General features: G+C 63.1%; 21 protein-coding genes and 1 tRNA gene. 12 read left to right on the top strand and 10 right to left on the bottom strand.

Annotated elements, in window-relative coordinates; genetic code table 11:
- Positions 1-231: 231 nt before the first annotated feature.
- Both JSS27_12655 and glgP read right to left on the bottom strand, forming a co-directional pair.
- Positions 232-1,290 carry a fatty acid desaturase gene (locus JSS27_12655; protein MBS0209792.1) on the bottom strand — a complete coding sequence of 353 codons (1,059 nt, stop codon included), beginning with the start codon at positions 1,288-1,290 and terminating at the stop codon, positions 232-234.
- 544 nt (positions 1,291-1,834) lie between these two features.
- A complete protein-coding gene (glgP, locus tag JSS27_12650; protein MBS0209791.1) occupies positions 1,835-3,988 on the bottom strand; it encodes an alpha-glucan family phosphorylase in 2,154 nt (717 codons plus the stop codon).
- Between the two features lie 614 nt (positions 3,989-4,602).
- Here glgP and JSS27_12645 point away from each other — a divergent pair.
- Both JSS27_12645 and JSS27_12640 read left to right on the top strand, forming a co-directional pair.
- Positions 4,603-6,369, top strand: coding sequence for an Nramp family divalent metal transporter (locus JSS27_12645; GenBank protein MBS0209790.1), 1,767 nt, complete (start codon positions 4,603-4,605; stop codon positions 6,367-6,369).
- 192 nt (positions 6,370-6,561) lie between these two features.
- Positions 6,562-8,019: a sodium:proton antiporter gene (locus JSS27_12640; GenBank protein MBS0209789.1), complete on the top strand. Its 1,458-nt coding sequence runs from the start codon at positions 6,562-6,564 to the stop codon at positions 8,017-8,019.
- A 326-nt stretch (positions 8,020-8,345) separates the two neighbouring features.
- Here the strand turns inward: JSS27_12640 and JSS27_12635 are convergent, their stop codons facing one another.
- Entirely contained in the window at positions 8,346-9,281 is a 936-nt protein-coding gene (locus JSS27_12635; GenBank protein ID MBS0209788.1) for a formylglycine-generating enzyme family protein, read from the bottom strand.
- A gap of 397 nt (positions 9,282-9,678) precedes the next feature.
- Between JSS27_12635 and JSS27_12630 the strand changes: the two genes are divergently transcribed.
- The 3 genes from JSS27_12630 to JSS27_12620 all read left to right on the top strand — a co-directional run bounded on the left by JSS27_12630 (position 9,679) and on the right by JSS27_12620 (position 10,619).
- Complete coding sequence (locus JSS27_12630; GenBank protein ID MBS0209787.1) at positions 9,679-9,870, top strand: hypothetical protein; 192 nt, start codon at positions 9,679-9,681, stop codon at positions 9,868-9,870.
- A gap of 156 nt (positions 9,871-10,026) precedes the next feature.
- A complete protein-coding gene (locus JSS27_12625; GenBank protein MBS0209786.1) occupies positions 10,027-10,203 on the top strand; it encodes a hypothetical protein in 177 nt (58 codons plus the stop codon).
- A complete protein-coding gene (locus tag JSS27_12620) occupies positions 10,200-10,619 on the top strand; it encodes a type II toxin-antitoxin system VapC family toxin (protein ID MBS0209785.1) in 420 nt (139 codons plus the stop codon). Before JSS27_12625 ends, JSS27_12620 begins: the two co-directional genes overlap by 4 nt.
- A gap of 16 nt (positions 10,620-10,635) precedes the next feature.
- On the opposite strand, the gene JSS27_12615 is transcribed toward JSS27_12620, so the two are convergent.
- The 3 genes from JSS27_12615 to hisI form a co-directional block, all read right to left on the bottom strand.
- Positions 10,636-11,871: an LL-diaminopimelate aminotransferase gene (locus tag JSS27_12615; protein MBS0209784.1), complete on the bottom strand. Its 1,236-nt coding sequence runs from the start codon at positions 11,869-11,871 to the stop codon at positions 10,636-10,638.
- A gap of 94 nt (positions 11,872-11,965) precedes the next feature.
- Positions 11,966-12,436 (bottom strand): RidA family protein, encoded by a 471-nt coding sequence (locus JSS27_12610; GenBank protein ID MBS0209783.1) that lies wholly within the window; start codon positions 12,434-12,436, stop codon positions 11,966-11,968.
- Positions 12,437-12,568: 132 nt separating this feature from the next.
- Positions 12,569-12,961, bottom strand: coding sequence for a phosphoribosyl-AMP cyclohydrolase (gene hisI / locus JSS27_12605; GenBank protein MBS0209782.1), 393 nt, complete (start codon positions 12,959-12,961; stop codon positions 12,569-12,571).
- 400 nt (positions 12,962-13,361) lie between these two features.
- On the opposite strand from hisI, the gene JSS27_12600 reads away from it, so the two are divergent.
- A complete protein-coding gene (locus JSS27_12600) occupies positions 13,362-14,081 on the top strand; it encodes a glycosyltransferase (GenBank protein ID MBS0209781.1) in 720 nt (239 codons plus the stop codon).
- A gap of 54 nt (positions 14,082-14,135) precedes the next feature.
- On the opposite strand, the gene JSS27_12595 is transcribed toward JSS27_12600, so the two are convergent.
- Both JSS27_12595 and JSS27_12590 read right to left on the bottom strand, forming a co-directional pair.
- Positions 14,136-15,287 carry a lactonase family protein gene (locus JSS27_12595; protein ID MBS0209780.1) on the bottom strand — a complete coding sequence of 384 codons (1,152 nt, stop codon included), beginning with the start codon at positions 15,285-15,287 and terminating at the stop codon, positions 14,136-14,138.
- A gap of 85 nt (positions 15,288-15,372) precedes the next feature.
- A complete protein-coding gene (locus tag JSS27_12590; protein ID MBS0209779.1) occupies positions 15,373-16,590 on the bottom strand; it encodes a class I SAM-dependent rRNA methyltransferase in 1,218 nt (405 codons plus the stop codon).
- Between the two features lie 296 nt (positions 16,591-16,886).
- Here JSS27_12590 and JSS27_12585 point away from each other — a divergent pair, with 296 nt between their 5' ends.
- The 6 genes from JSS27_12585 to JSS27_12560 all read left to right on the top strand — a co-directional run bounded on the left by JSS27_12585 (position 16,887) and on the right by JSS27_12560 (position 23,840).
- Positions 16,887-18,446 (top strand): GGDEF domain-containing protein, encoded by a 1,560-nt coding sequence (locus tag JSS27_12585; protein ID MBS0209778.1) that lies wholly within the window; start codon positions 16,887-16,889, stop codon positions 18,444-18,446.
- 373 nt (positions 18,447-18,819) lie between these two features.
- Positions 18,820-18,891 (top strand) — tRNA-Gly (locus JSS27_12580).
- Positions 18,892-19,205: 314 nt separating this feature from the next.
- Positions 19,206-20,654 carry a trigger factor gene (tig, locus tag JSS27_12575; protein ID MBS0209777.1) on the top strand — a complete coding sequence of 483 codons (1,449 nt, stop codon included), beginning with the start codon at positions 19,206-19,208 and terminating at the stop codon, positions 20,652-20,654.
- 323 nt (positions 20,655-20,977) lie between these two features.
- Complete coding sequence (locus JSS27_12570; GenBank protein ID MBS0209776.1) at positions 20,978-21,610, top strand: ATP-dependent Clp protease proteolytic subunit; 633 nt, start codon at positions 20,978-20,980, stop codon at positions 21,608-21,610.
- Between the two features lie 4 nt (positions 21,611-21,614).
- The gene (locus JSS27_12565) at positions 21,615-22,223 is read left to right on the top strand and encodes an ATP-dependent Clp protease proteolytic subunit (protein ID MBS0209775.1); all 609 of its coding nucleotides are present in this window, start codon (positions 21,615-21,617) and stop codon (positions 22,221-22,223) included.
- A 408-nt stretch (positions 22,224-22,631) separates the two neighbouring features.
- Positions 22,632-23,840: a hypothetical protein gene (locus tag JSS27_12560; protein MBS0209774.1), complete on the top strand. Its 1,209-nt coding sequence runs from the start codon at positions 22,632-22,634 to the stop codon at positions 23,838-23,840.
- A gap of 199 nt (positions 23,841-24,039) precedes the next feature.
- Here the strand turns inward: JSS27_12560 and JSS27_12555 are convergent, their stop codons facing one another.
- A complete protein-coding gene (locus tag JSS27_12555) occupies positions 24,040-25,356 on the bottom strand; it encodes a UDP-glucose/GDP-mannose dehydrogenase family protein (protein ID MBS0209773.1) in 1,317 nt (438 codons plus the stop codon).
- The gene (locus JSS27_12550; protein MBS0209772.1) at positions 25,353-26,387 is read right to left on the bottom strand and encodes a GDP-mannose 4,6-dehydratase; all 1,035 of its coding nucleotides are present in this window, start codon (positions 26,385-26,387) and stop codon (positions 25,353-25,355) included. The genes JSS27_12555 and JSS27_12550 overlap by 4 nt, the downstream gene beginning before the upstream one ends.
- Between the last annotated feature and the right edge of the window lies 1 nt (position 26,388).

Here is a 26,388-nt window from a genome sequence, read left to right as displayed (position 1 = left end):
AAGAACGCTTTGCGGTATAGCCGCGGGGCCATCGGCCCGCGCGTCGCCCCGTCGTATTCATCACTCATCACCCATCATTTCCTACGTCGTGTCCGTCGTGTCGTCGTGGTCGACCGCGTCTTCGCATTTTCCTTGGCGCCCTTCGCGGTTGAAGCGTTCTGCTGCGCAAGAAAAGGCCCAGGAGTGCGACTCCTGGGCTTGGGATGTTGGCTTTCAATGGCGTGCGGGCGATTAGCTGGTGGCGGCCATTTGACCGCCGCCGTGCCCTTTGCCGCGGCGCGTGGCGCGGAGCGTGTCGCCGATCAGTTCGCGGAGCACCGACCAGTAGGTCGGAAACACCGTGACGCGGTACGGCGAATCGGGCGGCAGTTCCCCGAGCAGTTTCCGGTGGGCCGATGGCAACTCGTGATACGGCAGCGCCGGAAACAGATGGTGCAAGGCGTGGTAGCGCAGGCCCAGCGGGAAGAACAACTCGGTCAGCCAGCCGCCGGTGATATTCACCGAGTCGATCAACTGGTCCAAGTGCGACATCGTCCCGCCCCGGTTGCGGTAGTGATGGGCAACCAGGTTGCGATTGTAGTTCAACGACAGGATCGACACGCTCAGCAAGTACAACTGGAACAGCCGCGTCCACGGATACAGCCCGGCCACGATCACCAGTAACATGGCCCAGGCTCGAGCACTGCAGGCCAACTCGACGGCGGCCCACAACTTGCGCGGCGCCGACTTGGGCACGTTCAGGCGATGATGGAAGTTCATCACGAACGACGAGCAATGCTCCAGGGTCCACTGCCGCAGGCCCGGCGTCAGGAACGTGATGGGGCTCAACAGGAAGCGAACGAACACGTATAGGGGCATGACCAACGCCTGGGCCATGAACAGCACGATGTGGTGCCACGCTGACGTGCCCAGCGGCACGTACTCGCCGTCGTGCTCGGTGCCGTAATGGTCCGTCTTATGGTGATCGATGTGATTGGTATAGAAGAAGCTGGGCATCAGCAGCGGAATGCCGACCAGTACGTTCCAGGCAACCTGGAATGCGCGCATCTTTCCTTGTCGTAGGTGCGCGATCTCGTGAATGAAGCTGCCGACACGGAACAGCGCCAAGGCCGCAATCGCCAGGCAGATGATCTGCCGGGCGCTGAACCAAGGCGCCGCCAGATAGAACGACGCGGCGGTGTAGCCGACGGCAATACAGGCGAACATGTCAAGCCAGTAGAGCCAGGCCCAGTGGTGGAACTGGTCGCCGACAATGCGGCGCATTTCCGCAATGGGAGCAGGCGTAGACATGGCTGAAGGAACCTAATCGAGGTGCGAAGGCCCCAATGTGCAATGCCCGCGCCAATTGAGAGGAGCGATAGCACATTCGGGCTAGCAGTCTTGATCGGTTCTTCAGATTAACTTGCCGTAATGTTTGAGGAAATATTCAGAAAATGCGAATTGTGCGAAAAATAGTGCGGCAAAAACGACCTGGACTTCTGGCGGGGGTTCGTGGCGGTTTAGGCTACACCGAGCGACGTAAACCCTTTGACGATGGCGAAGTACCGAGGTTCGCCCGGTCGGCCTAGCTTGCTGAGGAGTTTGCGGCGACCGATGGGTCGCGGGAGAGGGCGCCGACCCGGCAACGCAGGCGCGAGAGGAACCAGGCAGTAACCCTGTGCCCTCCCACCGCAGCGCGACGCCGACACCCGTGTCGGTGCTGCCCAAACAACGGCTTCACCAGCGTATTAAGAACACGCCTGCGCGGAAATAACACCAGCCAACCCCGTCATGCGCGAATGAGGCGAACAACCTGGCCTTTTACAAACCAGCGGGAGTCGAAACACGTCACGCCTTAGTGGATGTTCATCTGGCAGCTACTGCCGCCGGCGGCGGGCAGGTAGCTGTTATTCACATAGTCGATCACCATCCGGTGGGCGCTGAACCGCCACGCCAGCGAACTGATCGAATTCATCATCCGCTTGATCCACTGCCGCGGCAGATTGTCGACGTCGCGTTCGTAGTACAACGGGATCACCTGCGTCCGCAACACGCGATACAAGTCTTCGGCGTCGCGGCGGTCGTTGATCTCATTGTTGACGTGGGTCGATCCCTTGCCGATGGAAAAGCCGTTCTTGCCGTCATAGGCTTCGGCCCACCAACCGTCGAGGACCGACAAGTTGAGCCCGCCGTTGAGCACCGCCTTTTGACCGCTGGTGCCCGAGGCTTCCAACGGCCGGCGCGGATTATTGAGCCACACGTCAACCCCTTGGATCAGGTGTCGGCAGACGTTGATGTCGTAGTCTTCGATAAAGGCCACGCGCGAGGCCAGCTTGGGGTCGTGCCGCAGATTCGCGATCCGCTTGATGAACTGCTTGCCCGGCTCGTCGGCCGGGTGCGCCTTGCCGGCAAAGATGAACTGCACAGGATGATCGGTGCTGCTGACGATTTCGTACAACTGCTCGATGTCGGTCAACAGCAGGTCGGCCCGCTTGTACGTGGCGAACCGCCGCGCAAAGCCAATGGTCAGCACGTTCGGGTCGAGCATGTTGCGGGCAAATTCCACCGTCTCGTCGCTTTCACCGCGACGGCGATACTGCCGGCTGACGCGGCGACGGACGAAGGCCAGCAATTGGTTCTTCAGCGCGTAGTGCGTTTCCCACAACTCGCCCGGGTCGATATTGTAAACCTTTTGCCACATCTCGGCTTCGTCCTGGACCCGCAGCCAGTTGACCGGGAAGTAGCGGTCGAACAGTTGCTGCATCTGCCAGGCGAGCCAGCTTGGCACGTGAACGCCGTTGGTGATGTGGCCGATCGGAATCTCTTCCTCGACGCGCCACGGCCACAGATGGGCCCACATCCGCCGGCTGACATACCCGTGCAGCGAGCTCACCGCGTTGGCGCGGCGCGACAGCTTGAGCGCTAGCACCGTCATGCAAAATGTTTCGTTGTTGTTGTGAGGCTCGACGCGACCCAGACCCATCAACTGGTCATAGGAAATGCCCAGCCGATCGCGCAGCGGGCCCAAGTGCTCTTCGATCATACCGCCGTCGAACCGGTCGTGACCGGCGGGGACCGGCGTGTGGGTGGTGAATACCGTGTGCTGGGCCGTTTCGCGCAGGGCGTCATCGAACGACACCCCGTCGTCTTCCATCATCACGCGAATCACCTCGAGCGGGGCGAACGCGCTGTGCCCTTCGTTCAGGTGATAGGCGCCCGGCGAGATGCCCAGCGCCTTGAGCGCCTTGACACCGCCGACGCCCAGCACCAACTCCTGGCGGATGCGGGTGCGGTGGTCGCCGCCGTACAGCCGGCTGGTCAGCTCGCGGTCCTCGGGGCGATTGCCGTCAACGTCGCTGTCCAGCAGGTACAGCGACACTCGGCCGACGTTCATCAGCCACACCTTGACCTGTAGCGAGCCGTTGCGAGTGTCGATGGTGATCATCACCGGCTTGCCGTCGGGTCCGAGGGCCGGCTTCATCGGCACGTTTTCGACCTTGGTATCCAGGTACTCTTCGTTCTGGTACCCCTCGGAGTCGAGGTGCTGCTTGAAATAGCCCTGATCGTAGAACAGGCCGATGGCAATAAATGGCAAACCCAGGTCGCTGGCCGCCTTGACATGGTCGCCCGACAACACGCCCAGACCGCCCGAGTAGATCGGCACCGATTCGTGCAGACCGAACTCGGCCGAGAAATAAGCGACCGGCTTGCTGCCCAACACGCCGGCGTGGGTCGTCGACCAGGTCTGCCCGCTGGCCAAGTATTCTTTCAGCCGGCGGTAGCTGTGATTGATGCGGCTATAGAGCACCAACTCGGCGGCCCGCATCTCGAGGCGCTCGGGCGTGAACTCGCTGAGTAGCGCGATCGGGTTGTGGTCCAGTTGTCGCCAGCGAATCGGGTCCAGATCGCGGAACAGGTTCACCACTTCCGGCTGCCACGCCCACCACAGGTTATGGGCCAGCGCCAAGCACTTGTCGTACAACGTGATCGCGTGGCCCGACAAATTCATGCGTTCCAAACCGGCGGGGGGGACTTCTTCAATCTGGCTCATCGTACATCTCTCAGGTTGTGAAGCAGGCCGAAGCAGAGCCTCTGGAAAGATGGGCAGTCGTGCGTTCGATTAGCCTCGATTCGTGCGCACTCGCTTGTCGAGCCTTCTGCCGCTCGCCACGGCGGAACCGCATCGACAAGTGAAACAAGGCGAACAAAACAAGACGAGCGAAATCAACCGGACAAGACCATCTCCAAAGAACCACACCGCCGTGCCAGAACCATTTGGCACACAGAGCGCGCGAGCACGACACGGACGACAACCACCCCGGGGGGCGCGGTATAGCGCTGGGGCTCTGGCAGTCGATCCTGGTCGCTGGCACGTGGCTCCGCCACGCTGCGGTGGGCGAGCGATGTCTCGGGCGTGGATTGTAGCGGAGGCCACCCGTGATTTCGAGTACCCGAGCTTCACAAACCGTTGTGGGGCAATGGGCAAACTCTGCCACTCTGTCCTGATGGCAACTCCGGGCCGCGGAACGGGTTGGCCGAGGCTTGCATCGGGCCTACCCGGCTGCCATGCTTCTGCTGGCTTGTATTAGCCAATCTTCATTTGTCGTTAGGTCAGACCTCACAATGCAGTCAGACGCAGCCGCTGTCCCCTCGCACGACGCGCCGGCCGACGGCTCGGGCCAGGTCGCGCCCTATCCTGGCTCGCACACCATGCCGCGTTGGAACGTGGCCGGGCTGCCCGACGCGCCCCACTTTAAGTGGACCAACCTGGCCGCCATGATCGGCCCAGGCATGGTGATGGGGGCCGCGGCGATCGGTGGGGGCGAATGGCTGACCGGTCCCTTGGTGACCGCCAAATACGGGGGCGCGCTGTTCTGGCTGGCCACGATCAGCATCATGGCCCAAGTCATGTACAACATGGAGATCAGCCGCTACACGCTCTATTGCGGCGAGCCGATCTTCACCGGCAAGTTTCGCGTCCCCCCTGGACCCATGCTTTGGGTCTGGGTCTACGTGGTCGCCGACTTTGGCGCGCTGTTGCCCTATCTGGCCGTTTCGGCGGCGACACCGCTGGCGATGGTCTATCTGCTGCGCCTGCCCGACCCGGCGAACAACCCCGATGAAGGGTTGATGCTGAAGTTGCTGAGTTGCGGCGTCTTCCTGCTGGCCGTCGCCCCGTTGGCGTTTGGCGGCAAGGTGCTCAACTCGTTGAAGTGGGTGATGTCGTTCAAGCTGGTGTTGGTGATCGGCTTCTTGCTCTACTTGGCGGTTTTCTATTCCACGTTCGACACTTGGAAGGAAATCACCACCGGGTTCTTCAAGTTCGGCAACGTGCCGGTCGAAGGCGTTCAGGGCCCCGACGGGCTGACCGAGCCGGGCAGCAACATCGACAACATCTTCGTGTCGTTGTGGGAGGGGCGGGGCGTTCCGCCAGTTCATCTGCGCTACCTGGGCTTCATTGCCCTGATGGTTGCCATCTCGGGATCGGGCGGATTGACCAACACAACCATCAGCGCCTACACGCGCGATCAGGGCTGGGGCATGGGCGCCCATGTCGGCGCCATTCCCAGCGTGGTCGGCGGCAAGGGAATCAAGCTGGCCCACGTTGGCGCGGTGTTCATTCCCAGCGCCGAGAACCTGCCCCGCTGGCGGCGCTGGTTGCGTCACGTGGGACGCGAGCAGTTTCTCGTCTGGTTGCCGGCCTGCTTCATCGGCCTCGCTTTGCCGAGCATGTTGTCGATGCAGTTCCTGCCGCGCGGCACGTCGGCTTCAAGCTGGACCGCCGCCGGCGAGACGGCCCGCGGCGTCGAAAACGCCATCGGCGGCTCGCTGGGGCACGTGTTCTGGTATCTGACGCTGTTGTGCGGCTTTTTGGTCCTTTCGACCAGTTTGATTACGACGGCCGACGGCGCCATGCGCCGGTGGGTCGATCTGGTCTGGACGGGCCTGCCCTTCATGCGGCGGCAAGACCCCAGCAAGATTCGCTATTTGTACTTTGGCGTGCTGTGCGGCTATACGGCGCTGGGGCTGTTCAATCTGATGTTCGTCGATGCCGAAAAGCTGATGACCTGGGCGGCGAACCTGTACAACTTTGCCTTTGGTATCAGTTGTTGGCACGTGCTGGCCGTGAACACGTTGCTGTTGCCGCCGGCGATTCGCCCCAATTGGTTCCAGCGCACGTGCCTGGCCTTGGGCGGGGCGTTCTTCTTGTTCTTCGCCACGATCACCACGATCGACCTGCTGACTCCCAAGGAAAAAACGCCCACGCCGACTGGTCCGACCAAGATGAGCCTGCACGCGCCGGTCCCCGAGACGCGGTTGGCTGCTGTAATAATTACAGAGCGCGCACCCATCGCTGACCTGGGTGGGTGGCCACCTGCCCGCGTTTAATTGCTACAATCGTCGCCGCCCGCACTGCGCCGCCGCTGGCCGCGCGTTTCGGACGCCAGCCGTCTATCTGGTGTCATAATCTCAGCGGGTCATTTCGACGCGTCAGCGGACGCCTCGCCATGCCGGCCGACGCGCGGCGGCTCTTGAAATCTCGCGCATTCTGATCGTTGCCTCCCAAGGATCTCGTTGACCATGCAGCGAATCGTATTGAGCGTGGCCGTGGCAGTAACTTTTCTGGCGGCCGGCGCGACGACCGCCCTGGCCGATGGACACGCCGCCGGCCCCAAGATGGGTCAGGCGCTGTACGACTCGAGCGGCTATGCGACTCTGCTGCCGTTCGCGGCCTTGCTATTGTCGATTGCCGTCTTTCCCTTGGCCGCGCCCCACTGGTGGGAGCACAACAAGAGCAAAGGGATCGTGGCCGCCGTGTTGGCCGCGCCGTTGGCCATTTACCTGGTCATGAAGTTCAACGACGGCTCGGGCACTCACCGGTTGCTCGAGTCGGCCCATGAATACGTTTCGTTCATCGCGCTCTTGGGCTCGCTGTTCGTGATTTCGGGCGGCATCTACATGCAAGGTTCGCTGTCGGGCACGCCGCTGATCAATACGCTGATGCTCGCCCTGGGGGCGGTGATTGCCAACCTGGTCGGCACGACCGGCGCCTCGGTGCTGTTGATTCGCCCGCTGTTGCGGGCCAATAAGGCTCGGCAAAACAAAGCGCACATCGTCGTGTTCTTCATCTTCGTGGTCTCGAACTGCGGCGGGTTGCTGACTCCGCTGGGGGATCCCCCGTTGTTCCTCGGCTTCTTGCGCGGCGTGCCGTTCGAGTGGACGTTGCAGCTTTGGCCGCAATGGTTGATGGTCAACGGGGCGCTGCTGGTAATCTTCAATGTTTGGGACCAGATGGTCATGAACAAGGAAGAACGGGAACGCCCGGGCGACCAGTACGAAGAAGTCATGCAGCACGAGCCGCTGCGCGTGCTCGGCCTGCACAACATTCTGTTCCTGCTGGGCATCGTGGCCACGATCATCTTCGCCGGTCAGGCCGTCGATCAGGACGGGCACTCGACCTGGCCGAAGGGCATGCAGGAAGGGATCATGGTCGCGCTGGCCCTGGCCGCGTACTTTACGACGTCGGGCGAGAATCGCGCCAAAAACAAGTTCACCTTCGGGCCGATCATCGAAGTGGCCGTGCTATTTGCCGGCATCTTCGTGACGATGATTCCGGCGTTGGAAATCCTGAACGTCAAGGGCGAGTCGCTGGGCCTGAGTCGCGACCAGGAGTGGCACTTCTTCTGGGCCGCGGGCATTCTGTCGAGCTTCTTAGATAACGCCCCCACGTACTTGACCTTTGCCGCCACGGCGGCGGGGATGGAACACATTTCGACCGAAGGACGTTACCTGGCCGAATACCTGGCGGCGGGGGCCAAGGACCCGAGCGGCGTACCGCTGAAGATTCTGGCGGCCATTTCCTGCGGCGCGGTCTTCATGGGCGCCAACACCTACATCGGCAACGGCCCGAACTTCATGGTCAAGGCCATCGCCGAAGAGAACGGCGTGAAGATGCCCGGCTTCTTCGGGTATATGGTCTACTCGTGCGGCATCCTGATCCCGCTGTTCATCGCCGTGACGTTCGTGTTCTTCAAGTAACACGTACGCAGCAAGTCGTTCAACGCCATCCAAAAGCCCAGGGGCCACGTCCCTGGGCTTTTTTCATGCGCTAAAAAGAAGACAGAATAATTGAACCGCAAAGGGCGCAAAGGGCGCAAAGAAGAACTTCGAGTAGAGGGTGAAAGCGCGAAGCGCGCTTGCGGGTTAGCCGTGGGGCCGCCGGTTCGCGCGTCTCGTTTCCACGTTCATATTCTCCATCTTTCCGACGTCGTGCCCGTCGTGTCGTCGTGGTCGATTTCTCTTCGACATTTCTTGGCGATCTTTGCGTCTTTGCGGTTCAAATCCGCTGCACGTTCCCTTCCGCTTCATTCATCGCACACGACGCGGAAGCCCAAGTTCACGTACCGGCTGGACGGCGTGTTGTAGTTGCGGAACGACGATCGCGCGTACAGCGCCCAACTGTGCCAGGCCCCGCCCCGCCGCACGCGCAGCTCGCCCCGCGGGGGACCGGCGGGGTCGCTCGCCGGGCTGCCGGCGTAATAATCGGCCGCGTACCAGTCGCCGCACCATTCCCAGACGTTGCCGTGCATGTCGTGGACGCCAAAGTCATTGGCGGCAAAGCTGCCGACCGGCGCTGTGAATGGATGCCCGTCGTTGGCCCGCAGCGCGTACCGTTGCCAGGCCGGCAGCACCCGACCGCTCGACGCGTCGAACAAGTTGGCCGCGCTGACCAGCGACTCGGGATCATCGCCGCAGTGATAGCGCGTGCCGCTGCCGGCGCGACAGGCGTATTCCCATTCGGCCTCGGTCGGCAAGCGATAGTGCTGCTCCTCGACGCTGCTCAACCATAAGCAGAACGCCGCCGCGTCGTGCCAGGTGACGTTCACCACCGGATGATTGGTTTCCTGGCGAAAGCCGGGGTTGCGCCAGGTGAACTCGAACCGCCGCCCTTCGAAATCGCCGAGCCCGGGGTTATAGCCCCAGCCGCCGGTGCCATCGTGCTCGGCTTGCGTCCGATAGCCGGTCGCCGCCACGAATCGGGCGAACTGGGCGATCGTCACCTGAAACGCGCCGAGCCAGAACGGCCGCGAGATCGTCACGCCATGCGCCGGGTACTCGTCGACCAGGCCGGCAATCCGCTCGGGTTCATAGCCCGGGAAGGCCGACGCCAGTCGTTCGAGCGGTTCGCCCGACCCCATCTGGAACTCGCCGGCCGCAATGCGGACCAGCCGAATACCGAGCGAATTGGTGGCGACCTGGGCGCTTGCCGCGCGGTCGTGCGCTGGGTGGGATCGTTGCATGGCATCCTCTGCTTTCTCGCCACCGGTCTCGTGCGTGAGCCGGCGCATGGTGTGCGCGCAGTGTCGGACAGTTGCTGACTGTGGTCAGGAAACACACACGGCGCGACACCAGCCGCGGGTGTTTCACTCCCGGGGAACCTGCGCGCCGATTGCGGAGCCGCCCGAACAGAACCATCCAGAAAAGCAGGCTCGTCACGAGCCTTCGACAAGAATTGTCCGCGCCGCTGAAAAGGTTACGGCACGCGCAAAGATTTTTGCGGATGATGAGCGTTTGGCGAGAACCGCGGTAGCGGGTCAGTTTGCTGAAGCGGGGTGGCGGGGTCAGAACGAAGTGATGGCCCCGAACCGTCACCACGGGGCCATCGCTGCGCTCTGACCCCGCCACCCAACGTCCTCGATGCAAACTGAGCTGCTATCGGAGACTTCGACAGGCTCGCTCGCTGCCGCGGGGGAGAGTATTCTGAGCCGGGCGAGCAACCGACAGCAACCAGGCGACCGCACCGTGGTCAGCGACGAAGTCGACGCGAACCGCTCCAAGACGCTCGAATGGATCGTGATCGGGCTGATTACGCTGACGGGGAGGCACTGAATGCAGCGCGCACCGAGAGACTGGGGCGCAAGTCCTCGGTTTGTACCGCACATGGGACTTACTGAGGTGAAACCTCTGGTACTCGAAAGGCGCTTTCCGGGTGGAACTGGCGTATTTCAGCGTTGACTCGACGGGGACGTGGCCGAGAATAGCAGTATGAGTACCACCAGCGACACCAAGGCCGACCTCGAAGAAGTCGTCCGCGCGATGGTCGAAAAGCGCCCGGTTGACCCCGAGGTGGCAAAGCGAATTCACGAGCGAGCTGCTCGCGTGCAAGTGAAGTTCGATTACGAGGCTTCCGTTGAACTCATACGTGCCATTCGTGACGAATGAAGTACGTACTCGACGCCTCGGTCGCTCTTAAGTGGGTTCTGACAGAGCCCCATCTCGACATTGCTCGCAGGCTGCGTCAGGAGCATCAACAAGGCCAGCACGACTTCATTGCACCGGACGTCTTCCCGGTCGAAATCGCGCACGCCATTTCAAAGCTGCAACGTACGCGCAAGATGAACGAAGCTGATGCTCGTGTTTTCTTTGGCGAGATTCTAACCACTGCTCCGCGACTGTTTGCTTCGGAGCCATTGCTCATCGAGGGCTTTGAATTGGCGTTACATGCCCGGGTTGGGATTTACGACTGCCTCTATCTGGCGCTGGCAAACCGAGAAGGCTGCGATTTGCTCACAGCCGACGAGCGATTGATCCGGGCCTTTCCTGACGCGCCGAATATCATCCACCTGTCGGTGCTTTGACCAGCAAGCGATTCGCCTACTTAAACACCGGGCCGATTTTGTTCAGTCGTTGCTCGGTGGCGCGCATCAGCGCGTCTTCCGCCGCTTCGTCGGCCGCTTCGTACGTGACCGAGAATCGCAAGAACGCCCCGGCGTCGTCCCACGGCACCGTGACAATCGAGTGATCGTTAATCAGATACTGGCTGGCCGCTTCGGCGTTCTCGAACCGCGTGCCGTCTTGCAGACCCTTCGGCGACGGGGTGTACAGGAAGTACGTCCCGCCGGGCATCCGACAATCGAACCCGCACCGCTTCAACACCTCGACCAGCTTCGTGAGCCGGCGGCGATACTTGGCGCGAACCTGGGTGGTGATGGCGTCGTCGTCCAGCGCGGCCGCGCCGGCCTTTTGAATGGCCATGAACTGGCCGCTGTCGTTGTTGTCCTTGACGTCGGCAAAGGCCTGGACGATTTTCGGATGGCCACAGACAAAGCCCAGCCGCCAGCCGATCATATGCCAGCCCTTGCTCATCGAGTGGATCTCGACGCCGACGTCCTTGCCCCCCGGCACCGACAAGAAGCTGAGCGGCTTGGCGTCGTAGCTGAGCATCATGTGGGCCGCGTCTTGCACGACGACAATCTTGTGCTCCTGGGCGAACTCCACGACCCGCTCGTAGAACTCGCGCGTGGCCAGCTTGCCGGTCGGGCTGTTCGGATAGTTCAGGACCAGCAACTTGGTCTTGGCCAGCACGTCGGCCGGAATCGACTTCAAGTCGGGAAAGAAATCGTGCTCAGCCAGTAGCGGCAACCGATGAACCGTCCCGCCGCAATAGCGCGTGTGTGTGCCGGCCACGGGGTAGCCCGGCACCGTCATCAACGTGACGTCGCCCGGGTTGATGAAGCACGAGGGCAACATGGCCAGCGCGGTCTTCGAGCCAATGCAGTGATTGACTTCGGTCGCCGGGTCGAGCGTGACGCCCAGTTGCCGTTGCATGAACCGGGCGGCCGCTTCCTTGTAGGCGGCGATGCCATTGTCGGCATAGCCGCGGTTGGCCGGCTGGTTGACCTCGGCGTTCATCACGCGACGGACGCTCTCGGGGGCCAGCTCGTCGTTTTCGCCAATGCCAAAGTCGATCAGTGAGCGGTCGGGATGCTCGGCCAGCGCCTTGCGCTTGGCGCGCTTGATCTTCTCGAACTTGTAGATCTCGGTTCCCTTGCCGTAGTTGATGCCGCCAATGCGCTCCGCGAACTTGGGCTGAAAATAAGGGTCGCTCATGAATCGTCGCTCGTACTCGTGAAACTCAACTCAGTTGGGAAATAGGACACTTGCGCGTCGCCTGCACGACGCTTACGTTTTTGCTGTCACCGACTTACTTGGGCGGATCGACTTCAAAGATCACTTCGATTTCGACCGCGATGTTCGAGGGCAGGGCGTTCATGCCGACCGCGCTGCGGGCACCCACGCCGTTGTCGCTGCCGAATACCTGGGCGAACAGCTCGCTGCAGCCGTTGATCACGGCCGGCTGGGCGGCGAACTCGGGGGTGCACTGCACCATGCCCAGCACCTTGATCACGCGCTTCACGCGGTCCAGGCTCCCCAGGCTGGCTCGCAGCGTGGCCAGGATGGCCAGGCCCGTCTGCCGCGCGGCATCGTAGCCTTGCTGCTGGGTTAAGTCGCCGCCGACGCGGCCGGTGTGCATCGAACCATCGTTCTTCAAGGGGCCGTGCCCCGACACATAGGCCAGATTGCCGATGTACACGACCGGCTTGTAGACGCCGGCCGGCTTGGGCGCGGGGGGGAGGACGAGGTTGTGATCTTTGAGTTGTTGTTCAGCGCTCATGGTGTTTTTGATGCGTAGCTTGAGAGGGTGAAACGATTCAATCAGGAGGGACGAGCGAATGGCGGGTTCGCGATCTACCGGCCGTCAGGTTCGGCCGCCATCAAGTTCGCCCGCCGTCAGCTCTATCAGTCGTCAGCCCTGGCGGTAAACCTGCTTGGGATCGACCAGCCGCGTGCCGACTTCCTCGACCCCGTTGGGTCCGACGCGGCGATAGAAGCAACTACGAAAGCCGGTGTGGCAGGCCGCGCCGGTCTGGTCAACCTTGATCAAAATGGTGTCGGCGTCGCAGTCGACCAGAATCTCGCGGACGGTTTGCTGGTGGCCGCTTTCTTCCCCTTTGCGCCACAGTCGACCGCGACTGCGACTGTAATAAACCGCCCGACCGGTGGCCAGGGTCTCGGCGAAACTTTCGGCGTTCATCCAAGCCATCATCAGCACTTCGCCCGACGTGGCGTCCTGGGCAATGGCCGGCAACAGGCCACCTGCTTTGGCAAAATCGGGGATCGGTGCTTCGCTGGCGTTCATCGTGTTGCTGGCGTTCATCGGCGGTCGTCGGCCGCAGGGTCGTTACCGGTCGGTTATTCGTCATTTAAGGATACCGGCCCGACTGCCCCGGGGCGAGCCACCCCCGCACTGCCGCGATCGCGCAACGGATCGGTTCGGCGCACGTTTTAACCGGGTTTTGCCGGGCGCAACGCGCCCGGCCCGGGCCGATCGCCTGCCACACGCCGATTAAGCCCCCCGCTCCGCAGCCGCGGCCAAGGCGGCACCGACGGCAAGAAGCATAATCTTTTCCTGTCTTTATTTTTCGCGTGCGCAGCCGGTCGATGAACGAGCAATGTCCCTCGGTGGTCGCCGCTCTCCCCGGCGCGGTGACCGCCGCACGCCTCTCACATCTCCCTCTCCACGGCAAGGAGCGTCGGCCATGCGAGCCACGCTGAGCGTTATCGTTCCGGTCTGCAATGCGCAGTCGATCGTCGGGTCGATGATCGGCGAATTGTTGGAAGTGTTGCCCGAAGTCTCGCCGCAATTCGACCTGGTCGTCGTTGACGACGGTTCGGTCGACGCGACCGGCGAACTGATTCACGAAATCACCGGCCAGTACCCGCAAGTGTCGGTCGCCCACTTGCCGACGCAGCAAGGGTTGGCCTCGGCCATCCGCGCCGGTTTGGAACGCACGACGGGCGAGCTGGTGATGATCTGCACCGATCCACTGGCGGCCAATCTGCTGGACATTGGCAAGCTGTACCAGGCCGCCGCCACGCACGACGTGGTGACCGGCCGGCTGGGCTCGCGAGCCATCGCCGGTTGGATTCCGCGCCTGCCGGGCGCTTCGCCCAGCGTCGAGCGCGCCGGGTTGATGATCGTCCGCCGTCCGCTGGTCTCGGGTTGGCAATGGGGAATCGGCTCGGAAGACTTGCTGTCGTTCCTGGTCCGCCACGGTCACAAGCTGTACGAAGTCGACATCCGCGATCGGCGGCCGATGGTCCGCATTGATGAACTGGCCGACCAGATTGCCGGCAAGCTCCCCAGCAACGCCAGCCGCACTGCCAAGCCGGCCGCGGCGACGCCCAAGTCGACCGTGCCGCGCCCCAAGCACACGGGCGTATTGGCCCGTCTACGCGATTTGGCGCTGGGCGAGTAACAGAGCGATCTTCTTTAGCCCCCGGTCATTGACCGGGGGCTAAATGTGTGACGCTTACAGCGGCATGAACTTGATGCACACCGGCGCGCCGACTTTGGCGCTGTGCTCGGTCGGCTGCAGCGTGCCGTCCGCGGGGTTCACGCGGAACACCACCACCGAATCGCCGTCCTGGTTGCCGACCAGCACGAAGTTCCCCGTCGGGTCGACGTTGAAGTTTCGCGGGGTCTTCACGCCCGCCCCCTGGTGACCGGTCGGCGTTAGCTTGCCGGTTGACGTGTCGATGGCGAACGACGCGATGGTGTTGTGCCCCCGGTTGGAACCATAGGCGAACTTGCCGGACGGATGGACCACCACCTCGGCCGTGCTGTACTTGGGGCTCATCTCGGTCCCGGCCGGCAAGGTCGTCACGGTCTGAATCTCGGTCAACCGGCCGGCTGCGGCGTCGTAATCAAAGGCCGTGATCGTCATCCCCATTTCATTGATCACATAGGCCCAGCGCCCGGTGGGATGAAACGCAAAGTGCCGGGGACCGGCGCCGGGGGCCACGCTGGCCGACGGGGGATCGTTCGGCGCGAGCTTGCCGCCGGCCGCATCGAGCCGATAGATCATCACCTTGTCGAGTCCCAGGTCGGCGCAAAAGGCGAACTTGCCCGCCGCGTCGACATTGATCGAATGGGCGTGGGGCTTTTCTTGCCGGCCTTTGTTCACGCTTGAACCGGTGTGCTGCATGGGCGCTGTGATCGGCCCGAGCTTGCCGTTCGACTCGATCGCCAAAGCGCCGCAGCTACCGCCGCCGTAGTTCGCCACCAGCGCCGCGCGCCCCGACGGATCGACCGACACGTGGCACGGCCCCGCGCCGTAGGACGATTGCTGGTTCAGCAGGGTCAGCTTGCCGCTGGCCGAGTCGATGGCAAACGCATTGACCGCGCCGGCCTTGTCCAACTCGCCGACCGAATAGAGCCAGCGCCGGCTGGGGTGAATGGCCAGGAACGAAGGGTTCTTGGTTTCGGCGGCCAACTCGGGCGCGCTGATGGCGCCGGTCTGGCTGTCGAAGGTCGCGGTGTAAATGCCTTGGCTCGCACCGGCGCGTGTGTAGGTACCGAAATAGACGCGGAAGGTTTCAGCGTTCACTTCGCCTCCCATCAGAAATGCGAGTGAGCAGAACGCACCAATCAACAGCAGCGAACGAGCGACGTGCGAACGCATGGCGAGGGCACCTTGTGTGCGACGGGGAGGGGGGGAACGACCCGGCGGGCCGTTCATGTCGCACATCTTACCTGCCCCACGGGGCTCATGCCACGCGGCAGACCAGGCACTTCAAATACTCGCTTTCCAGGCAAGCCACGTTCACCGGGTGGTCCGGCGCCGCCCCGCGCGACTCGGCAACCTGAATCTCGCGCCCCGTCTGCCGGGCCACGTCGGCCAGGTTCATCATCAAGTCCTCGCGTGTCACACTGCCCGAGCAACTGCACGTCACTAGCCAGCCGTTCGGCTCCAAGATGGCGACCGCCAGCCGGTTCAAATGATGATAAGCGCGCAACGCCTGGGGGACGTCCTTCGGCCCGCGGGCAAACTTGGGGGGGTCCAAGACGACCATGCCGAACCGCGACTCGGCCGCGGCCAGCGCCTCGAGCCGGGTGAAACTGTCGCCGGTTTCGAAGTGAGCGTTGGTCACTTCGTTCAATTGCGCGTTGGCCTGGGCCGTGGCGATGGCTCGGGCCGAGGAATCGATGCCCAGGGCTTCGCGCGCGCCGCCGGCGACGAGGGCCGCCAGACTGAACCCGCCCGTGTAGCAACAGACATCGAGCACGCGCCGCCCGCGGGCCAGTCGCGCCGCCGCCAGTCGATTGTCGCGCTGGTCCAGATAGAAGCCGGTCTTTTGACCCGCGTCGAGGTCGACGCCGTAGCGGACGCCGTGCTCGGTGATGAAGACCGGACCCTCGGCGCGCGTGCCGGCGATGGGGCCATCTTCGAGGACGATCCCTTCGGCCTTGTTCATCTCGCGATCGGTTTTGACGGTGATACTCGCCGGCTGTAGCAATTCGCCGAGCAGTGCTACGATTTTCGACAAGCGCTGACACATGCCCAACGACGTGATCTGCACGACCAGGTGCCCGGCAAAGCGCTCGACGATCAGCCCGCTCAGCCCGTCAGCCTCGCTCGACACCAGCCGCGTCGCGCCGGCCGGATCGGCGAGGCCCAGGTTGTGCCGCAGCGCCAGTGCTCCGCGCAATCGCTCGGCCAGCCAGGCGTCGTCCAGCATGGCCGACTCGTTCCAGTCGTAAAGCCGAACGCGGATGCGGCTGTGGCTGTTGTAGATGCCGTGGGCGATGAATTGGCCCCGGTCGCTGACCAATCGCACCACGTCGCCGTCGGCGGCCGGGCCTTCCACCCGATCGACCGACGAGGCCAGCACCCAGGGATGCCGGCCAAAGAAGGGGCGGGCCTGGCGTGGCTTCACAAAGACGGTGGCGGTTTGCGTGGCGGAGGGGGCCGACGGGGCTGTCATGGGTGGAATTACCTAAGATCAAATCTGACTGATGTTTCGGTTTATGAAAGAAACCGGGGTTCAATCGCTACGATCGTCGCCGTTGCCCCGGCCCAGTCGCGTGGCGCCGATAGGTTCGATTGTAACATTTGGAGAAGTGTGAGAACAAATGCGTTCCGGCGTCGCGTCGACAAAACCGTGGCGTAATTTTGGTGAGCGAATCAGTGCGACTCTAAGATGAGCGTAGTATTGCCAGCAGGATGTTCCGCGGCGCGCGACCAATCGCCCGGAGCGTCCTATTACCAGGGGTGTTAGCCGTGTTCACCGACATTGCCATTGGTTTGGAATTGTTTTTGGCTGCCTCGGCCATTCAGTTGGCCCTGGGCGGCTTCTTTGGCTGGCTGTTGCGCGGCGGACGCCAACACAAGGCGGATGAGGCCGGTGCGTCGGATGACTCGGCCAAGCAGGCCCAGGAGATGCTGCAGCGGTTGCACTCGTTGGCCAACAGCATCGGCCAGAACGTCGGTCAACACGCGTCGCGGATGGAAGGGATCAGCAAGGAATTGAACGATGCTCGCGATCGCGGCGACACCGAGGTTGAATCAATGGTGTTGTCGGCCGTGGCCAAGATTGCCGCCTCGAACGAACATTTACAGGGCCAACTCCGTCAGGCCGAGCAGAAGCTGCAAGATCAGGCCCAGCAGCTTGAAACCAAGATGGTTGAAGCGCGAACCGACGCGCTGACCGGGATTGCCAATCGCCGGGCGTTCGACCTGGAATTGGCCCACCGCTTCCAGCAGTACGCCGAGGCGCGGATTCCGGCCTGCTTGCTGCTGATGGACGTCGATCACTTCAAGAAGTTCAACGATACCTACGGTCACCTGGCGGGGGACGCCACCCTGAAGCAAGTGGCGTCGACGCTGTTCGACAGCGCCCGCGGCGTCGACCTGGTGGCCCGCTATGGTGGCGAGGAGTTCGCCATCGTCATGCCCAGCACGCTGATGAACGAAGCCCGCCGCGTGTCCGAGAAGGCCCGCGCGTCAATCGAAGCCAATGCTTTCGATTTCGATGGCCAAACCTTGCGAGTCACGATCAGTTGCGGCCTGGCCGAGATTCAAGAAGGTTTGACGCCGGCCGAGATCATCAAGCGCGCCGACGAAGCGCTGTACGCCTCGAAGCAAGCCGGCCGCAATTGCATCCACCTGAACGACGGGGTCCGCTGCGAGCGAGTCCGCTTTGGCAACGATCACCACGCACCACAAGCCAAGCCCGAGACGAAGCCGCTTGCCAAGGCCGAGCACGGTGTTTCGCCGATCGACGCGTTGACCGGCTTGAGCACGCGGGAAGTCTTTGACGAAGAGGCTGCCAAGCGGTTGGCCGGCGCCCAGTCCGCCGGCCAGCGTGCCTGCGTGCTGTTGGCCGACGTCGACAATCTGAGTGACATCAACGACAAGTACGGCCACAAGCTCGGCGACATGGTGCTGCGAGCCACGTCGCAGTTCCTGAACGCCGCCATGCGTCCGTCGGACCATCACGATCTGTCGGCGCGCTACGACGCCGACCGGTTCGCCATGCTGGTGACTGATTCTGATCTCCGCTCGACGACCGAGACGGCCGAACGACTGCGGCGGGCGATCTCGCTGTGCAAGCTGCGTGTCGGCGACACCGACGTGCAGTTCACCATCAGCACCGGCGTGGTGATTGCCGAGTCGAAAGAGGCGCTGCCGGCCCTGATGCGGCGCGCGATCAAGACGCTCGAAGCGGCCAAGGCGGCCGGCCAGAACCTGACCTTCGTGACCGACGGCCCGCAATGCGTGGCGGCCGACGCGATGTTCACCGATCTGGAAAGCGAAACGCTGGTGACGGCGATCGAGTAATCGCCCCCCGCCGAACCGCGGAACCGCTCGACGATTGCCAGGCCGGCCGGACATCAAACCCGGCGGCGGCTGGAAGTCTGGCCTCAGTTTTCCCCGCCCTCCGGCCGATAGCAGTATTCTGGCGGCACGTTTCCAGGCCCCTTTTCGCCCCGGATCGACCACGTGCCACGCCCAGGAAACGCCAGCATTTTGCCCCGTCGGGGGCGGCGGCGGCGGTTTACCAGACCCTTGCAAGGGACCAGGGTAAACTTATAATCCTGTGTTCCGGCGCAGGTTGCGCAGACCCGCTGGCCGAGCGTGCTCGGCCGGGTCAGTGTGCGACGGCTCGTCTCAGGCCCCCGGGCCCGATGGCGAGTGACGCCGGCGACCGATTGCGGGTGTAGCTCAGTGGTAGAGCGTCACGTTGCCAACGTGGCTGTCGTGGGTTCGACTCCCATCACCCGCTTTTTTCCGGGGCGATCGTCGCCAAAGGCCAGCGGTCCTCGTCAGCGCTGGTCTGCTGGTTCACGAAGGGCTAGTTTGCTAGTTCACGAATGGCTGGCTTGCTGGCTCACGAGTGAACTTGCGGTGATTCGGGGGTTCGTTGCGCTCGAATTGCCGTCGGTCGTCGCGCGGAGTTGCGGCCACGTGTTGTCGAGCGCCAAGCTCTCACGCCCTGGGGCGATTAAGCTGCGATCATCGAGTTGGCTGGTCCAGCGAATCCAAGCTAGTAACGAAGCCGAATCTTTTTTTGCTCACACGAATGGAACGCGGTCGGTTATGACTTCCTCGCAGTCGACATCCGAAGACACCACTCCCGAAACCGCCGAAGCGGCGCCGAAGCTTGACCTGCAAGTCAAGATCGACCGCAAGAGCGCCTGTGAACGGCACGTGACGATCACGATCTCGCGAGCCGACATCGATCGTTACTTTGACAACTCGTTCAGCGAGATGATGCCCAAGGCCACGGTGCCGGGCTTTCGCGCCGGCCGCGCGCCGCGCAAGCTGGTCGAAGCCAAGTTCCGCAAGGACGTGGCCGACCAGGTCAAGGGCTCGCTGGTGGTCGATAGCCTGGGCCAGTTGTCGGACGATCAGAAGTTGACGCCGATCAGCGAGCCCGACTTCGACGCCGAGGCGATCGTGATGCCGGACGAAGGGCCGATGACCTTCGAGTTCGATATCGAAGTCCGTCCCGAATTCGACCTGCCCCAGTGGAAGGGGCTGTCGATTGAGCGGCCCACGCGCCAGATCAGCGACGCCGACGTCGACCGCGAGTTGCGCCACGTGCTTGAACGGAGCGGCAAGCTGGTCCCGGTCGACGGGGCCGCCGGCAAGGGTGATTACCTGGTCTGCAACGTCACCTTCAAGGATGGCGACACCGAAGTCACCAAGCTGCAAGAGCAAACCCTGCGCATTCGCCCGACCCTCAGCTTCCGCGACGGCAACGTGGCCGGCTTCGAGAAGTTGATGAAGGGGGTCAAGGGTGGCGAAACCCGCACCGGCGAAGCCGAGTTGTCGGACGACGCGCCGAACGAAGCCCTGCGCGGCAAGAAGATCAAGGCCGAGTTCGAAGTGCTGGAAGTCAAGCGGCTGGAGTTGCCCGAGGTGACGCCGGCCCTGCTGGACGAACTGGGCGGCTTTGCCGACGAGGCGGCCCTGCGCGACGCGATCAAGGACAGCCTGACACGTCGTGTTTCGTATGAACAACAACAGCGTGCCCGCCAGCAGGTGCTGGCCTCGTTGACCGTGGCGGCCGACTGGGATTTGCCGCCGTCCCTGCTCGACCGGCAATCGCGCCGCGAGTTGGAACGGACGGTCCTCGAGTTGCGTCGCAGCGGCTTCAGCGACCAGGAAATCCGGCTGCGGATCAACGAGCTGACCCAGAACAGCCGCATGTCGACGGCCCGCTCGCTGAAAGAGCATTTCGTGCTCGAGCGCATCGCCGAGGAAGAAAAGATCGAGGCGCTGCCCGAGGATTATGACGCCGAAATCGAGCTGATCGCCGCCCAAAGCGGCGAAAGCGTGCGGCGCGTGCGGGCGCAATTGGAAAAGCGCGGCCTGATGGATACCCTGCGCAACCAGGTGATCGAGCGCAAGGTGATTGAACTGATCCTGGCCGATGCCAAGTTCAAGGAAGTTCCCTTCGAGTTCGAGGCCCCCGAAGCCGAGGCGCTGGACGAAGCGGCCGGCGGCGGCGAAGCCGAGACCACCGAAGGAACGGCCACGTAGTAGCGGGTACCGCATACGCGGCTAGCCCAAGACAGTCAAGCGCGACCGAAGCAAGGATGTGATTCGCCCCAGGCCGCGGGACCGGCGGCCATTCTTGCCAGCAGCGCTTGATTGAGTTAAGCGCCCGTTTGGATTGAGCGCCCGAGTGGATTTCGCTCGCTGGTAGTCGTCGTCGTGCCTCGCAGCGCGAGACAGGGCTACCCCAATCGAGCGAGGCCCCTAGAATACATGTGCCCCGGACTGGCTCCGACGCCGTGCGAACCTTCGCCGGCCCTTGGAAGCTGGGCCGGCTGAACGATTTTGTGGACCAGTAAGGATCCGTCATGAGCAGGCATTCGGCAACCAGTCCCGTCGCTCCGTCAGCCAACTATCGCGACTATCAGCGGCAGCGGCAGATGACGCTGGGCGATCTGCTGTTGGAAAACCGGATCATCTTCCTGCAGGGAGAGATCTACGACGGCAACGCCAACGAAGTGGTGATGAAGCTGTTGTTCCTGCAGAGCGAAAACCGCCGCAAGGACATCCACTTCTACATCAACTCGCCCGGCGGCAGCGTCTCGGCCACGCTGGCCATGTATGACACGATGCAGATTCTGACCTGCCCGGTGTCGACCTACTGTGTGGGCCTGGCGGCCAGCGGCGCGGCGGTCTTGCTTGCCGGCGGCTCCAAGGGGAAACGGTTCGCCCTGCCCAACGCCAAGGTCATGATCCATCAGCCCGCCGGCCAGGTCGGCGGCCAGATTTCCGACATTGAAATCCAGGCCGACGAGATCCTGAAGGAGCGCGACCGGATCAACCACATCCTGGCGCACCACACCGGCCAGTCGATCGAGAAGATCGCCCACGACACTGACCGCGATTTCTACATTCACGCCAAGGAGGCCGTCACGTACGGCCTGGTCGACGAAATCCTGACCCGCCCGCCTGTCTCAGGCAAGGAAGACGAGGACGAATAACGCCATGCCTTTGGTTCCTTTTGTCATCGAGAAGAACGGCCGCGAAGAGCGGTCGATGGACATCTATAGCCGGTTGCTCAAGGACCGGATCGTCTTCCTCGGTTCGCAGGTCAACGACGAAGTGGCCAACATCATCGTGGCCCAGATGTTGTTCCTGCAATCGGAAGACCCCAAGGCCGACATCCATCTGTACATCAACTCGCCGGGCGGCAGCGTCACGGCGGGCTTGGCCATTTACGACACCATGCAGTTCGTCACCTGCGACGTGGCGACCTACTGCATTGGCCAGTGCGCGTCGATGGGCGCCGTGCTGCTCACCGCGGGCACGGCCGGCAAGCGGCACGCGCTGCCCAACTCGCGGATCATGATCCACCAGCCGCTGGCCGGCATGGAAGGAACCGCCGAGGAGATCATGATTCACGCCAAGGAATTCAAGAAGATCAAGGAAAAGCTCAACCGCATCCTGCTCAAGCACACCGGCCATCCGCTGGACAAGATCGAAGCCGACACCGACCGCGACCGGTTCATGTCGGCCGAAGAGGCGCTGGAGTACCGGTTGATCGACCGGGTGGTCGATCGGGCCACGCCGGCGGCCCCGGCCGCCACGACGTAACGCGCGCCTGGTTCATTCCACACGGCGTCATTCAAGCCCAGGGGTTTCACCCCCTGGGCTTTTTCTTGCGCAGCAAGGGATTCTGAACCGCAAAGACGCAAAGATCGCAAAGAAATACAGAAAGAATTAAATCGCAGAGGGCGCGGAGGAGCATAGAGGAGGGGTTTTAACTCCTCTTCCTCTCTGCGTTCCTCAGCGCCCTCTGCGTTTCAGATTCACTATTTTTTGCGCCCTTTGCGTCTTTGCGGTTCAAATTCCCGCCTTTGCTTTGCCTGTATCCTGTCGTCCTGCTATCTCCCGGCAACTTGCTAGCACGAGCAACTGCTCTTGCTCCCCGTGGCGATTCCGCGTATTGGAATGGCCCCCACAAACAGGCTCCTCTCCGCTTTTCCTCCCGGCAGTCGCTTCATGACCCTGCGCCTTGTCATTTTGTTCGTGTTGGCCGTTGTGACGGCTGGCTGTCGCAACGGCGCCACGCAGGAATTGCTCGAACGCGACCTGCGCCGGCAGGAAGACCGGATTTACGAGCTCGAGGACAAGCTGCAGGATCAGTGCGATCTGGTCGAAGCGACCCGCCGCGAGAACGACGCCCTGCGGGCCCAGGTCGGCCGCGAGGCCACTTCGCCCAGCGACGACACGCCGCGCCGCGGCAACGGCGGGTGGCGTCCGCGCGGCGAGGGTGGCCGCTTGCTGCCGCCGTCGGTCAAGTTGCCCGAGCCTGCGCAGGCCTTCGAGGGTCCGCCGGAAATCCGCGCCCCCAACGCCAAAACGCCCGAAGGCGAGGCCCCGCGGCCGTCGCCCGCTCCGCTGAACGCTCCCCAGGTCGACTTGCCCGAGGTTCCGCAAGGAGCCCAGCACGAGCACGGCCCCAAGCTGAACAGCACCGCCGAAGTGATGGCGATCACGCTCCATCAGCAACAAAGTGGCGGCGTGAACCTCGACGGCCGCCCCGGCGACGACGGGATCGCGGTCCTGGTCGAGCCGCGCGCGGTCGACGGTCAACTGGTCGACAAGCCGGCGTCGATTTCGATCGTGCTGCTGGACCCGACCAATCATGGTCCCGAGGCGCGGCTGGCGCGCTGGGACTTTGCCGCGGCCGACGTGGCCAAGCGATGGAGCAAACTGGCTGAGTCCACCGGCGACGCGCCGCCGGGCAACGAGCCGACCGCAGGTTACAAGTTCTCGATGCGCTGGACCGGGCCGCCGCCGCGCCACAAGCACCTGTCACTGAACGTCCGCTACACGACGACCGACGGGCGCAAGCTCGACGCGTCGCTGCCGGTCGAAATCGAACTGCCCAACGCCGGCCCGATGGCCCGTTCGTCGCAATCGCCCGGAATGCAGCAATCAACAACGCACACGGGACCGATGACGGGCGGCGCGTTTTCCGGTGGCACAGCTTCCGGCGGTCCAATGACCGGAGGCGCTTCATCGCGCGGCGGCTGGACGCGGCCAATTCGCCCGGCTCATCGCGAGCGCGAGCCGCAGACGACGTCACTCAACAACGATCGGCCGATGATCGTGATCGAGCCCCCCGAAACTCCTCCGGCCGACCGCGAGCCGCGCACCGCCCGCGACCCGCGCGAAGACCGCACCGGCTGGAAGCCGTACCGGTAAGCCTCATTTGCCACGGAGACACTGAGACACGGAGTTGGGCACGGAGGGATCAGCAAGACTTCTGAATGAATGACCAATGACCAAATCCCAATGACCAAGGAGTTTCGTTCCGGTCGTTTGCCTTTGGTTATTGGACATTTGTTCTCTGCCTTCTCCGTGCAAATCTCCACGACTCCGTGTCTCCGTGGTTAACCCGCGTTCATTTCGCTTTCACGCTCGCGCGGCCGATTGAGTGGTACGTGAAGCCAGCGTGGCGCATCTGCTCGGGCTCGTAGACGTTTCGCCCGTCGAAGATCACCGACCCGCGCATCAGCGTTTTCATCCGCTTGAAGTCCGGGTTCAGGAACTCTTTCCACTCGGTGGCAATCACCAGCGCGTCGGCCCCCGGCAGGGCGTCGTAGGGCCGCTCGGCATAGACCAGCTTGTCGCCGTACTCGTGGCGGACGTTTTCGATGGCCTCGGGATCGTGGACGTGAATCTTGGCGCCCAGGGCCAGCAGCTTGTCGATCAGCGCCAAGGCCGGCGCTTCGCGAATGTCGTCGGTGCGCGGCTTGAACGCCAGTCCCCATACGGCAATCGTCTTGCCCGACAAATCGCCGTGGAAATGCTCGACGATCCGGTCCAACAAGATCGTTTTTTGATGATTGTTCACTTTGTCGATGGCCAGCAAGATATGCGGCTCGACGCCCACGCGATGGGCCATTGATTCCAGCGCCCTCACGTCCTTGGGGAAGCAACTGCCGCCGTAGCCCAAGCCGGGGAACAGGAACTGAAAGCCGATTCGCCGGTCGTGGCCAATGCCGCGGCGGACGTCGTTGATGTCGGCTTCGAGATGTCCGCACAGGTTGGCGACTTCGTTGATAAAGCTGATCTTCGTGGCCAACAAAGCGTTGGCCACGTACTTAGTCATCTCGGCGCTCTCGGGGGACATCACCAGGAACGGGTGCTCGGTCCTCAGGAACGGCTTGTACAACTCGCGCATCACGTCCGCCACGCGCTCCTCGCGGACACCGACCACCACGCGGTCAGGGCGCATGAAGTCCTCGATCGCCGCCCCTTCCTTGAGGAACTCGGGGTTGCTGGCCACGTGACACGGGCGCTTCAATAGCTCGTGCAACCGGTTGTAAATCTGCCGATTGGTGCCGACCGGCACGGTGCTCTTGGTGACGACGATCGCCTCGGGACGCAGATGGGGCGCCAGCGAGTCGACGACCTTGCGCAGCGCGGTCAGATCGGCCGAGCCGTCGTGCGACTGCGGCGTACCAACGGCCAGAAAGATCACGTCGGCCGCGCGCACCGCCGTGGTCAGGTCCGTGGTAAAGCTCAGTCGTTCGGCCGCCGCGTTGCCATGGACCATTTCGGCCAGGCCGGGCTCATAGATCGGAATCTCGCCGCGGCGCAGGCGCTCGACCTTGGCCGCGTCGATGTCGACACAAACCACGTCGTTGCCGCTTTCGGCAAAGCAGGTTCCGCTCACCAGGCCGACGTAGCCGGTGCCAATCACTGCGAGTTTCATGAATCATTCCTTTGCGGCTCGGCGCTCGAACCAAGGGTCGAGCGGCCAGGCGATGCGGTGCGCGGTTGCGAAGCAGGTTGATGTGGCAATGCGGATTGCTGTTGCCAGTAGCGCCAAGTGTCGGCGACGGTCTGCGAAAGCGGAATCAGCGGCCGCCAGCCCGTGTGGGCGGTCAACCGAGTCAGGTCAGCCACGCAATTCTGTTTTTTTCCCGGCGATAATTCAACCACCTGCCGGGCCGGGTCGGCCAGTTGTTGGAGCTGCTCGAACAGCTCGCCATTCCGCGTCGAGCGCCCCGAGCCGACGTTGTAGCACACTCCGGGCTCGCCGCGCGTCGCCAACAGCCGATAACAGCGGACCACGTCGCGCACGTCGGTTAGGTCCAGGTGGGTTTGCAGGTTGTGGACCTGCACCGGGTTCACCCCCGCGGCGAACTGCCGCGCCCACGACGGCAGCATCAGCCGCGACTCTTGCCGCGGCCCGGTGTGCTGGAAGGCCCGGGCGATCACCACGGGCAAGCCCGTCTCGCGCATCACGCGCATGGCCGCTTCCTCGGCGGCCAGCTTGCTGGCGCCATAGCCGGCCTGGGGTTCGAGCGGCGCGTGCTCGTCGACAATGAACTGTTCGGCGGTGACCGGCGCATAGACGTGCGACGTGCTGGCCAGCAGGAATCGCGGCCGCGCGGGCAACTGGGCCGCCAGCTCGGCCACGCGCAGCGTGCCGCCGACGTTCACGCGCCCGGCGCGAACCGACGGCCATTCGTCCCCACAGTCGTCCGGCACGGCCAACGCGGCCAGGTGATAGACCACGTCAGGCTGAAACTCGGCCAGGGTCGCGCGCAGCGCCGCGTCGTCGCCAACTTCGGCGATGTCGCAGGGGACCACTCGTACGCGGCGGCGCAGCTCGTCGGGCACCTCGCCGCCCCACTGGGCCGAGCGACTGGCGCCGAGGACTTCATCGCCGCAAGCCAGCAGATGCTCGGCCAGCCAACTTCCCGCAAAGCCGGTAATGCCGGTGATGAATGCCTTCACG

Source organism: Planctomycetota bacterium (assembly GCA_018242585.1).
GTDB lineage: Bacteria > Planctomycetota > Planctomycetia > Pirellulales > PNKZ01 > JAFEBQ01.
This window is presented reverse-complemented; position numbering and strand designations above follow the sequence as displayed.